Below are 11,774 nucleotides of genomic sequence, written 5' to 3' on the forward strand. Positions count from 1 at the left end.
ATAACCTCCTAAATCCACATTTTTATGCGTGTAACGCTCTTCCATCTACAGCAAGTGCTGCTTCACCAATCGCCTCAGATAATGATGGATGCGGATGAATTGTATGTGCTACTTCCCAAGGTGTTGCATCAAGTACTCTTGCAAGACCCGCTTCAGAAATCATATCTGTTACATGCGGTCCAATCATATGAACACCAAGAATGTCATTTGTCTCTTCATCAACTACAAGTTTTACGAAACCATCTGATTCTCCGTATACAAGTGCTTTTCCGATTGCGCGGAATGAGAACTTACCTACTTTTAACTTATAGCCTTTTTCTTTCGCTTCTTGTTCTGTTAAACCGACAGAAGCAACTTCCGGACTGCTATATACGCATTTTGATACCATAGAGTAATCGATTGGTGTAACTTCTTTCCCTGCAATATGTTCTACTGCAGCAATTCCTTCGTGAGAAGCAACGTGAGCGAGTTGCAGGCCACCGATTACATCTCCAATTGCGTAAATATGCGATTCTTTCGTTTGATAAAACTCATTTGTTTGAATGTATCCTTTTTCCACAACGATATCTGTATTCTCTAAGCCAATATTTTGCGTATTCGCTTGTCTTCCTACAGATACAAGCATTTTTTCTGCTTTAAATTCTTTATTTTCACCGTTGTGTTCAGCTTGGATTGTTACTCCATTATCTTTTACCAATGTTTCTGGTAATACTTTTGCACCAGTTACCACTTTAATACCTTTTTTCTTGAATAGACGTTGCATTTCTTTTGAAACGTCTTGATCTTCTAGTGGTAATATCGTTTTCGCATACTCTAATACTGTAACTTCTACACCGAAGTCAGCAAGCATAGATGCCCACTCAATACCGATTACACCGCCACCAACGATAATAATCGAACTAGGAAGCGTTTCCATTTTTAGAGCATGATCTGAAGACATTACGTACTCTCCGTCTAATTCTAAACCTGGTAATGAATTTGGACGAGAACCTGTTGCAATAAGTACATTTTTTGGAATTAACATTTCATTCTCTTCTCCACTTGCAAGTTCAACTGAAATTGTCCCTGGCATCGGAGAGAAAATAGATGGGCCAAGAATACGGCCAATACCTTCAAACACATCAATTTTACCTTGTTTCATTAAATGTTGAACGCCTTTATGAAGCTGCGTTACTATCTTCTCTTTACGCTCTTGTACTTTCGCAAAGTTTAGTTCTACATTGCTTGCAATAACTCCGAACTCTTCGCTTTTTTTAGCAGTTGCATATACTTCCGCACTACGTAAAAGAGCTTTACTAGGAATACATCCTTTGTGTAAACAAGTACCACCAAGATTTTCTTTTTCGACTAGTGCAGTTTTTAACCCTAGTTGTGATGCACGAATTGCAGCAACATATCCACCAGTACCGCCGCCAACGATGACTAAATCATATTCTTTTGCCATTATCTCAACCCCTAGCTACCGTTTCTTTTTCACGTACAACGTATTCTTTTGGAGCTTCTTCTTCACGTAATACACGAAGTGCTCCTTCTGCTAACGCTTCTAACTCATCTTCGCCTGGATGTACGATAACATCTGCAATCCAGTCCACTCGCTCTTTTATTTCATCGACAAGAATTTTACTGTATGCCAGTCCACCAGTTAATACGATTGCATCGATTTTCCCGTGAAGTACAGCGCTAGCTCCGCCAATCTCTTTTGCAACTTGATATGCCATTGCTTTATAAATAAGAGTTGCTTCAGGATCACCTTTTTCAACCATTTGCTCTACTTTAATCGCATCATTTGTACCGATTAAACTTACAAGTCCACCTTGTCCGACAAGTTTTTTAATCATTTCATCACGGTAATACTCACCAGAGAAACACATTTCTACTAGTTGCCCTACTGGTACTGTACCAGCGCGCTCTGGACTAAATGGTCCTTCTCCGTTTAAACCGTTATTCACATCGATTACTCTTCCTTTTTTATGAGCACCAACTGTAATACCGCCACCCATATGTGTAACTAATAAATTTAAATCCTCGTATTTGTGATTTAACTGTTCAGCTACTTTACGAGCAACTGCTTTTTGATTTAATGCATGGAAGATACTTTTGCGTTCCATACCAGCAATGCCACTTATACGAGCAACCGGCTCCATCTCATCTACAACGACAGGATCTACAATGAATGCAGGAATGTTTAATCCAGAAGCAATTTCATATGCTAAAATGCCTCCAAGGTTTGAAGCGTGATGACCGCTAAAGCCATTTTTCAAATCTTCTAACATCGCATCGTTTACTGTATACGTACCGCCTTCGATTGGACGAAGTAATCCACCACGCCCACAAACAGCGTTTAATTTTGAAATGTTAATACCATGAGAATGTAGAACTTCTAAAATCGTTTCTTTTCGAAACTCATATTGGTCGATAATTCTCTTATATTTTCCAATCTGTTCTACGTCATGACGAATCGTTTCTTCTAGAACGGGTCTTTCATTATCAAAAACACCAATTTTTGTGGATGTACTACCTGGGTTAATAACAAGAATTCGATTTACAGACAATGTTGCTACCTCCACTAATAAATTCAAAAGGAAGTGGAAACCTCATAAGAGGTAACCACACCTTTTGTAAAAGTTATATATGAATGATTAGCGACGGCTAATAATATCGTGACCGTTGCGTAAGTAAGTGCTACGAGAATTCTTCAAGCTTGCAATGCGCTCTTCAGCTAGACGATCTGCCGCTACATAAGTTGCTATGCCATCGCGTTTTGAAATTTCGATTACTTTTGCAATCGTGTCATAAATAGACTCAACACGTTTTAGTGCACGTTCTCTATTGTATCCATATAATTCGTCTGCTACGTTAATTACGCCACCTGCATTAATTACATAATCTGGTGCGTATACAATACCCATTTCATGAATGATGTCACCATGACGATCTTCTTTTAATTGGTTATTTGCAGAACCTGCGATTACTTTTGCTTTAAGTTGTGGAATAGTTTCATCATTAACTGTTGCGCCTAGTGCACATGGTGCGTAAATATCGCATTCAACACCGTAAATTTCATTTGGTTCAACTGCTGATGCACCGAATTCTTCTACAGCACGTTGTACAGCTTCTTTATTAATATCTGTAACGATTAATTTTGCTCCTTCAGCGTGTAAATGTTTGCATAGGTGATATGCTACGTTACCAACGCCTTGAACAGCAATTACTTTTCCTTCTAAATTGTCAGTACCGAAAGCTTCTTTTGCAGCTGCTTTCATACCACGGTAAACACCGTATGCAGTTACCGGAGATGGGTTACCAGAAGAACCGAATGATGGTGAGATACCTGTTACAAAGTCAGTTTCTTCATGGATAATATCCATATCATCTACTGTTGTACCAACATCTTCAGCTGTAATGTAACGTCCGTTTAGTCCTTGGATATAACGTCCTAGTGCACGGAACATTGCTTCGCTCTTATCTTTACGAGGATCACCGATAATTACTGTTTTCGCACCACCTAAGTTTAAACCAGCTGCTGCGTTTTTGTATGTCATCCCTTTTGCAAGACGCAATGCATCTTCAATCGCCGCTTCTTCAGAATCATATGTCCACATTCTTGTTCCACCAAGAGCCGGTCCAAGTGTTGTATCATGAATTGCAATAATTGCTTTTAAACCAGATTCTTTATCTTGACAAAATACTACTTGCTCATAATCATATTTTTCTAAGTATTCGAAGATTTCTAATGTCATTGTCGTTTCCCCCTAATGTTTTACCCTTTTTGGTTTATTTTGAAGCAGTCGCAACTGCCAATGCTAATGAATATACTTTTGTTTCTGCTGAATCAGCACGAGATGTTAAAACAATCGGTGCTTTTGCGCCAGCAATCATTGCTCCTACTTTTGCATCCGCAAAGTATACGAGTGATTTATATAGCACATTTCCAGCTTCAATCGTTGGGACGAGTAAAATATCTGCCTTACCTGCTACATCACTTACTATGCCTTTATGCTCTGCTGCAATTTGTGATACTGCATTATCTAAAGCAAGTGGTCCATCAACGATACAATCTTTAATTTGTCCGCGGCGATTCATTTGTGTTAACATCGCTGCATCAATTGTCGCCTGCATCGCTGGATTCACAACTTCTACTGCTGCAATTGGTGCCACTTTTGGCAAGTCGATTCCTATTGCCCGGGCAACTTCTACAGTATTTTGTATAATAGCAGCTTTTTGTGTTACATCAGGTGCGATGTTCATCGCTGCATCTGTAACGAAAATAAGACGATCGTAATTTGGAACTTCAAATGCTGCTACATGTGAAAGTACGCTACCTTTACGTAGGCCCCACTCTTTGTTTAACACAGCCTTCAAAATATTCGCTGTTGGGATGTTCCCCTTCATAAGCACGTCTGCTTCACCATTTCTCACAGCTTTAACAGAAAGTTCTGCAGCCTCTGCACTAGACATTGCTGCAATCACTTCAACATGTTCTGAAGTTTGTAAACCATGTTCTTGTAGCATCCCCATTATTTTTTCTTGATTTCCATATAGACGAAATTGAGCTAACTGTAATTTAATTGCTTTCGCTACAGCTTCAATTACTTCATGATCTTCAGCTACTGCTACAGCTACAGTTTTTTTAGGCTGCCCTGCTGCTTGATCAATTAAGTATTCTAACTTCATATTTTGTAATCAACCCTTTCCGTCGTCCCTCGTCTATTTATAAAGCAAATACCGTGCCAACTTTTAAAAGTGGTCTTACCAATAATGAAAACGCATTCAAAATGCAGTAAAATCAATACTTTGGAAAATAACAAAAGATTCTGTCTTATTTTGTCGCTTTTTGTATACCATGCAATAAATTGCACGGTACGCAATTTATTGCATGCTATTTTTTGCATGGTCATACTTTTCTAGCTTGTAATATAAATTTCGAACGGAAATTCCTAACGCTTTTGCAGTTTGCGTTTTATTCCCATCAAATCTCTCCAAATATTCATGAATAATATTCCCTTCAAACTCTGTCACTAAATGTTCAAGTGGCTTTTCTTCTAATTCAGGTAATAAATGAGATTGCTTTGACTCCACCTGCTCTTCGTTATGTAATGGCGGTAAATGGTGTACATCAATATAGGTCTCGTTATAATTCATAAAGATAATAGCTCTTCCCAGAATATTTTCAAGTTCCCTCACATTCCCTGGCCATTCGTATGATTGTAAATATAAAATGGCTGAATCAGTGAGCCCTTCTACATTACGACCGTAATCTTGATTAATTTTTTGAATCAATCTGTCCGCAATTGTCGGTATATCTCCTTTACGTTGACGAAGAGATGGAATTTGAATTGGGATTTTATTTAATCGATAATATAAATCCTCCCTAAACTTCCCTTCTAGAATAGCCTTTTCTAAATTCACATGCGTCGCTGCAATTACTCGAACATTAATAGGTATCGCTTTCGTTCCACCAACTTTTACAATTTCTTTTTCCTGCAGTACACGAAGGAGTTTCGCTTGTGTATTTGCAGATAACTCCCCTATTTCATCTAAAAAAATACTACCGTTATTTGCTTCCTCAAAGAACCCACGTTTCCCGCCTCTTTTCGCTCCAGAAAACGCCCCTTCCTCATAACCAAATAATTCACTTTCTAACAACGTCTCCGAAATGGCCGCACAGTTTACACGGACGAACTTATTGTATTTTCGATTACTTCCATTATGGATTGCATGTGCAAACAATTCTTTACCAGTCCCAGATTCACCGCGTAACAGTACTGTTGCTGGTGTATTTGCTCCTAGCTTCGCCTGTTCGATAGCTGCCGTTGTTTCATCTGAATTCCCGACAATATCATCAAATGAATATTTCGCTTCTAATGTGCGAATAATTCGCCTTGCTCTATTCAATCCATTTGTTAACTTTTGAATTTCCGACACGTCACGGATAACGCCGACGCTTCCTTTCAATATTCCATCCACAATGACTGGTGCCACGTTTACAATTACATCGCGCTTTTTTTGCCCAATCTTCATATGTATTCCGCGCACCGCACGACGCGTTCGAAGTACTTTCATATGCATACTTTCGCCTTCTACAATATCAGTTGTAGCAGGCTTCCCAATAATATCTTCTTCTGTTAAACCCGTTAATTTCGTATATGCCGGGTTAATGACTAAACCTCTTCCTTTTTCATCCACAACCGAAATTGCTTCTTCAGATGAGTTAATAATTGCCTCTAATAGTGTTTGAATTTCCTTTAAATCTGTAACTTCTTCCGCTAAATCTACAACTTCTGTTATATCTTTAAAAATTGCAAATGCCCCTTGTACCTCTCCGCCCTCTTTTAATATCGGTATACGCGTTGTAATAATTTTCTTTCCATTCTCTAATGTTAGTTCATAATTTACTTCTATTTGTTTCGTACGTATAATGCGAAGTAATTTACTAGTTGGAATGACTTCTAAAATATATTTTCCTATCGCCTCTTCTTTTTTATATCCGATAATACGCTCTGCACTTTTATTAAAAAGACGAACTTGTCCCTCTCGATCAATTACGATCATGCCATCATGTGTAGAATTTAAAATTAATTCTCCTTGTTGCGTTTGTTCCTCTAATCGCCCAATTAGCCCTTCCTTCTCATGCGCTAATCCTGTAACAATTTTTGCGATATCACCTGGTATAAGAAGAGTGTCTTTTTTCTTTTTTTCCAATAAAACCTTATGCACATCATCTTCACCTGTCATATCAAATATTACATCGATATGCATAGAAAGAAATGGAGTTACACTTTCTCCAATTGCAATCCCGTATTCCTTAGCAATTTGTAGTCCTTTTGCCAACGGATTTATATCAATAATCCCTATAATTTGAAATATATTCGAACTTTGTAACAGATTCAGCAGTGCGCTCCCGCCTTCACCTGCACCAACAATTAATACTTTTTGTTTCATATATCCCACTTCCTCTCGAAGTAACTCTGCAAATTTTTTCACACTTTTATCTTACTCGTTCAGCACCCTCTTGACAAACCCCCTTTCCCTATAACATCATTAAAATATACGAAATAATCTGAAAAGGAGCGTTATGTATGCAGCGTTACGTTGCTCTACTATTAGCACTCATCCCTATTTCATTAGCTGTGTTTGGTATAAAGTTAATGAGAGATACTGTATTCGGGATTCTATTTCCACCAATCTCTATACTGTGGTTACAATTTTTAATCGGCGCTCTCTGCTTCGGGCTCGGGTTTTATATCTTCCGTGGCTTCGTCTTGCACCGAAACCGTAAACGAAATAAAGTACAAGCTCGCTTTAGAAGATAGGAATGCCCCACTATTTATAAATAAAAAAATGAGACCGTTACACGCGGTCTCATTTTTTTATTGGCATTAACGTTCTTGCCGTTTCAGGGTAATCAGTAATAATCGCCGATATATTCATATCAAAATATTTACGCATAAGCGTTTCTTCATTAATTGTATAAGGGCGAACCTCTACACCACTTTCCATCGTTAGTTCGGCAATAGCATCTTGAAGGTAACGATAATTCGGATGTACTGCTGTAGCCCCCATTTTTTTCGCGTATGCCCACGGACTATGCAAACCTTCGCGATATAAAATTGCTGTTTGAATATCAGGAGCCATCATATGGCACCGTTTCATACTGTAGTGATTAAACGAAGAAAATATAACACGATCCTCTAGACTAAATTTCCGCACAAGCGTTATAACTTCTTCCTCTAAACCTCTGTATGGAATTTTATTATTTTTAAGTTCAATATTAAGTAGCAAACTCGTTTGTTCAAGCCATTCTAATACCTCTTCTAAAAGTGGTATTTTACAAAAACCTACTTTATCACCAAATTTATAACTTGCATCTAACTTGCATAAGTCCTCATATACATAATTCCGAACCGCGCCTTTTCCATTTGTTGTCCGGTCCACCGTTTCATCATGAATGACGACAACTTTTCCATCTTTCGTTAATTGAACATCAAGTTCAATTCCATCCGCTCTAAAAGACTCAGCCGCTTCAAATGAAATCATTGTATTTTCTGGGTACGTTCCAGCCGCACCACGATGTGCAAATATAAGAGTCATCCTCACTCCCCCAATCTTATGCTATACTATACGAAAAAGGAGGTACTTCTATGAGACCATTACAAATCTCTCCAGATACTGCAGTCCGCTTATCAAAAGCACTAGGTGTTCCACTTGAACAACTCATGCATATGCCGCAGCACATTTTAATTCAAAAGCTAGTTGAATTAGAAAAACAAAATAAAGACGAAGAATAATACAGTCCTGTTTTGCAGGACTTTTTATTATTTTCTATTATATCACGGATGCCTTTCCTACTAAAATCCTTTAACAGATGTACTACGATGTGATTTAGCCGTTCCTTCATCATTTAATAATGAATCACATCTTTTCTTTTTTTGTTACACGTCATAAAGAAAGCAGACTATTTATTTATAAGTCCCCATTGCGTTCTAAAAACACGATCATAAAAAAACTAGAAGCCCTTTATATTATTTTTTATTGAACGTGCGGAGCATCCCCTGATTCGTATAGTTCTTTCGCTTTTCCCTCCCCGAATGTAGTTAAAATATAATGTTGCTCTTCTAACGCATCCATTGCTCTAGTTACTTTACAAACGCTATCTTCTTGAGCATCCGAGAAATAATTGTGATCTTCTACAATTTTACTAAAATCTTTTTTCGCCCATCTATCAGCAATTGCTAAAAGTTCATTTTTCTTCGTAAAGCTACTCTTATTTATAATTTCTTTTAATTTTTTAGCATTACTTTGAATCATTGGGATAGAGCCCGATTTTCGTTCTGCCACCACTTTTTGATGAGTCATGCGATGCATCGCTGTAATGACTTCGCTTTCAGTAGAATTTTCAGTAACATACACATCAACAAAGACCCCATCCACCTCTCTACCTACTATTGTTTGGTCTTCTTTTTTATCTATTTGAGCGCTCACTTCTTTATCTACTGGATTATCTGCAAGTTCTAACATTCCAAATGTAACTGCAATAGCAAGAACTCCCATAGCTGCTACTATTCCTAGCCAAGTTGAAATTTTATTTTCCATTCCCCTTCTCCCTATCTATATCTATTTTATTGCCTTATAAAAAACTCACTTACATGTAATATTACTGAAAATAGGTTTTATTTTCCACACTATCAAATAATCTCTTTTTCTCAACAAAATAAAAAGACCAACGAATTATAACATTCATTGGTCTTTCATTAAAAAGTTTATTGGCTTTAAATTTGATATCGAGTATCAATTTCAAGAATTATTAAGCTTTACTAAAGCTTAAATCCCTTACTACTTTTACTCTCAACTAGCTTTATGTTCAAGTCTCAGCTTATCCGCAACCATTGCGATAAACTCAGAGTTCGTAGGTTTTGCTTTTGACATGGATACTGTATAACCGAATAAGGACGAAATAGAATCAATATTCCCACGGCTCCAAGCTACTTCAATTGCGTGACGAATTGCGCGCTCCACACGGCTTGCTGTGGTATTATATTTCTTTGCGATATCTGGATACAATACTTTCGTAATCGATCCTAATAATTCGATATCATTGTATACCATGGAGATTGCTTCTCGTAAATACATATATCCTTTAATATGAGCGGGTACACCAATTTCATGAATGATACTCGTAATACTCGCATCTAAGTTTTTCGGTTTTCCATCTACTGTTGTTGCTGATCGGAATGATGGTAGTGGACGCTTAATCATAGCGTTTGCTTTACCACTCACTTGACGAATATGACTCGTTAAATTCTCCATATCAAATGGTTTTAATATGAAATATGAGGCACCTAAGTCAACTGCTTTTTTCGTCACATCTTCTTGCCCGAATGCTGTCAACATAATTACGCTAGGCTGTTTTAACCTTTCAATATGTCGCATTTTTTCCAATACAGCTAAACCATCTAAGTGTGGCATAATAATGTCTAAAACGAGTACATCAGGTTGCTTATCTGTTAATAAGTTTAAACACTCTTGACCATTATAAGCAGTACCGATTACTTCCATATCATCTTGAGCGGCTACATAGCTCTCTAACATTGATACTAATTCTTTATTATCATCCACAAGACATACTTTAATTTTCTCCACAGCTTTTCCTCCCTTACCGAATCGATTCTCCGACATGTGTATCCTTCTAGGCTACATGAATTGTTCGACAATTGTGTGAAAATTCCCTTTTAAAGTTTCTTACTTTCCGATAAAATCACAAAAAAATATGTTTATCGTTCATTTATTCCCTTTCGCAACACATTCCATCATAGAAATACAACGAAACGTTCAACCCTTTCCTTTTATTTTACAACAAAAAACACCTCTTGCGGAGCTTTTACAAAATTTCAACGAATTTTTCAACAGAAAAAGCGAGCTAATAATATATATTAGCTCGCTTTTTTCTCTTGATCATAAATATTAATTCCAGCTTGATGTAACATCCATTCAATATGAACACCATATCCTGATGTTGGATCATTTACAAATACGTGTGTAACAGCACCAATTACTTTTCCATTTTGTACAATTGGACTTCCACTCATTCCCTGTACGATACCGCCCGTTTTCGCTAATAGACGTTTATCTGTTACTTTTATTACCATACCCTTTGTGGCTGGGAATTTTTGTTGCACTGTACTAACAACTTCAATATCAAACGCTTCTACTTTATCTTGATCAATAACTGTTAATATTTTTGCCGGTCCTTCTTTTACTTGATGAGATAATGCGATAGGCATCGCTTTATCCATTATACCGTTTTTCATATTCGTATTTAATTTTCCAAAAATACCATATGGACTATTAATTGTAATATTGCCAATCACTTCACGGTCTGGTGAGAATCTTGCTAATTTCTCCCCTGGATTCCCATGACTACCTCTTTCAATTGATGTAACTGTCGAGCGCATAATTTGTCCATCTTCGACTTGAATCGGCTTTTTCGTATCATTATCAGAAATAACATGACCAAGTGCCCCATATTTCATAGAATCTGGATGAACAAATGTCATCGTTCCAATTCCAGCTGCCGAATCACGGATATACAAGCCAATTCGATAAGACGATTCACCGTTGTCTTTTTGTGGAGTTAGCTTCGTACGAATATATTTTCCATCTCTTAACAATACAAGATTAAGCGGTTCACCTGTTTCTCCACTATTATGAATAAACGGTGCTACATCACTCATTCTTTCAATTGTTTTACCATTAATTTCAGTAATCATATCTCCAATTTGTACACCTGCTATTTCACCAGGAGATATTTTACCTTTTTCAGTTTGAATTAAATGATGGCCTACAACAAGTACACCTTTTGTATTTAATTTCACACCAATTGATTGTCCACCTGGAATCACTTTAAAATCTTTTAACACTTTCACATTTACTTTTTTCACTGGAAAACCAGCAAGCTGAAATACCATATCAGCTTCACCATTTTGATGAGAATTTACCATAAGTCCTTGTTTTTGTTCATTCGAACTCACTGTAAATACATGACGATTTGTGGATGAAGCTTTGAAAACTGGTAATGATGATATTTCTGATTGTTGTCCTTCAAAAACAACAAGTTGTTTCGGTGATGAAATAAACGTTCGAAGCGGTTTAAAACATCCAATAAAAACTAAAGAAACAAGGAGACAAAGACCTATTATTTTTCGAAATTTTTCTAATTTCAACTTGTTCACTCTCCTCGCTCCTACCCCACATTCAGCCTCTTGGCTTCACTTTTT

Annotated in this window: 11 protein-coding genes; 2 read left to right on the plus strand and 9 right to left on the minus strand. The window is 37.1% G+C overall.

The annotated features are described in order from the left end of the window. Window positions 1–22: 22 nt before the first annotated feature. From lpdA to BC_RS20795, 5 genes are all read right to left on the minus strand, one after another. Entirely contained in the window at window positions 23–1,444 is a 1,422-nt protein-coding gene (gene lpdA, locus BC_RS20775) for a dihydrolipoyl dehydrogenase (RefSeq protein ID WP_001051289.1), read from the minus strand. 4 nt (window positions 1,445–1,448) lie between these two features. Then, window positions 1,449–2,552 carry a butyrate kinase gene (gene buk / locus BC_RS20780; RefSeq protein WP_000115781.1) on the minus strand — a complete coding sequence of 368 codons (1,104 nt, stop codon included), beginning with the start codon at window positions 2,550–2,552 and terminating at the stop codon, window positions 1,449–1,451. An 87-nt stretch (window positions 2,553–2,639) separates the two neighbouring features. Then, complete coding sequence (locus BC_RS20785) at window positions 2,640–3,740, minus strand: leucine dehydrogenase (protein WP_000171355.1); 1,101 nt, start codon at window positions 3,738–3,740, stop codon at window positions 2,640–2,642. Window positions 3,741–3,774: 34 nt separating this feature from the next. Next, complete coding sequence (gene yqiS, locus BC_RS20790; RefSeq protein WP_000764677.1) at window positions 3,775–4,674, minus strand: phosphate butyryltransferase; 900 nt, start codon at window positions 4,672–4,674, stop codon at window positions 3,775–3,777. Window positions 4,675–4,869: 195 nt separating this feature from the next. Next, window positions 4,870–6,942 carry a sigma-54 interaction domain-containing protein gene (locus BC_RS20795; RefSeq protein ID WP_011110368.1) on the minus strand — a complete coding sequence of 691 codons (2,073 nt, stop codon included), beginning with the start codon at window positions 6,940–6,942 and terminating at the stop codon, window positions 4,870–4,872. A 137-nt stretch (window positions 6,943–7,079) separates the two neighbouring features. On the opposite strand from BC_RS20795, the gene BC_RS20800 reads away from it, so the two are divergent. Further along, window positions 7,080–7,313, plus strand: a complete 234-nt coding sequence (locus tag BC_RS20800; protein ID WP_001190213.1) for a DUF2627 domain-containing protein — start codon at window positions 7,080–7,082, stop codon at window positions 7,311–7,313. A gap of 49 nt (window positions 7,314–7,362) precedes the next feature. Here BC_RS20800 and BC_RS20805 read toward each other — a convergent pair whose 3' ends face one another. Beyond that, entirely contained in the window at window positions 7,363–8,091 is a 729-nt protein-coding gene (locus tag BC_RS20805) for a glycerophosphodiester phosphodiesterase (RefSeq protein WP_000172583.1), read from the minus strand. Between the two features lie 50 nt (window positions 8,092–8,141). Between BC_RS20805 and BC_RS20810 the strand changes: the two genes are divergently transcribed. Further along, a complete protein-coding gene (locus BC_RS20810) occupies window positions 8,142–8,288 on the plus strand; it encodes a YycC family protein (protein WP_001247671.1) in 147 nt (48 codons plus the stop codon). A gap of 241 nt (window positions 8,289–8,529) precedes the next feature. Here BC_RS20810 and BC_RS20815 read toward each other — a convergent pair whose 3' ends face one another. The 3 genes from BC_RS20815 to spoIVB all read right to left on the minus strand — a co-directional run bounded on the left by BC_RS20815 (window position 8,530) and on the right by spoIVB (window position 11,729). After that, window positions 8,530–9,093, minus strand: a complete 564-nt coding sequence (locus BC_RS20815; protein WP_000428230.1) for a PRK06770 family protein — start codon at window positions 9,091–9,093, stop codon at window positions 8,530–8,532. Between the two features lie 252 nt (window positions 9,094–9,345). Continuing rightward, window positions 9,346–10,140, minus strand: coding sequence for a sporulation transcription factor Spo0A (gene spo0A, locus BC_RS20820; RefSeq protein WP_011110369.1), 795 nt, complete (start codon window positions 10,138–10,140; stop codon window positions 9,346–9,348). Window positions 10,141–10,430: 290 nt separating this feature from the next. Next, window positions 10,431–11,729 (minus strand): SpoIVB peptidase, encoded by a 1,299-nt coding sequence (gene spoIVB / locus BC_RS20825; RefSeq protein WP_002024767.1) that lies wholly within the window; start codon window positions 11,727–11,729, stop codon window positions 10,431–10,433. Window positions 11,730–11,774: the final 45 nt, after the last annotated feature.

This window comes from Bacillus cereus ATCC 14579 (assembly GCF_000007825.1).
Lineage (GTDB): Bacteria > Bacillota > Bacilli > Bacillales > Bacillaceae_G > Bacillus_A > Bacillus_A cereus.

Coding starts and splice junctions, on each gene's coding strand:
- lpdA (WP_001051289.1), bottom strand. CDS start 1,444: ATGGCAAAAGAATATGATTTAGTCATCGTTGGCGGCGGTACTGGTGGA.
- BC_RS20785 (WP_000171355.1), bottom strand. CDS start 3,740: ATGACATTAGAAATCTTCGAATACTTAGAAAAATATGATTATGAGCAA.
- yqiS (WP_000764677.1), bottom strand. CDS start 4,674: ATGAAGTTAGAATACTTAATTGATCAAGCAGCAGGGCAGCCTAAAAAA.
- BC_RS20795 (WP_011110368.1), bottom strand. CDS start 6,942: ATGAAACAAAAAGTATTAATTGTTGGTGCAGGTGAAGGCGGGAGCGCA.
- BC_RS20800 (WP_001190213.1), top strand. CDS start 7,080: ATGCAGCGTTACGTTGCTCTACTATTAGCACTCATCCCTATTTCATTA.
- BC_RS20805 (WP_000172583.1), bottom strand. CDS start 8,091: ATGACTCTTATATTTGCACATCGTGGTGCGGCTGGAACGTACCCAGAA.
- BC_RS20810 (WP_001247671.1), top strand. CDS start 8,142: ATGAGACCATTACAAATCTCTCCAGATACTGCAGTCCGCTTATCAAAA.
- BC_RS20815 (WP_000428230.1), bottom strand. CDS start 9,093: ATGGAAAATAAAATTTCAACTTGGCTAGGAATAGTAGCAGCTATGGGA.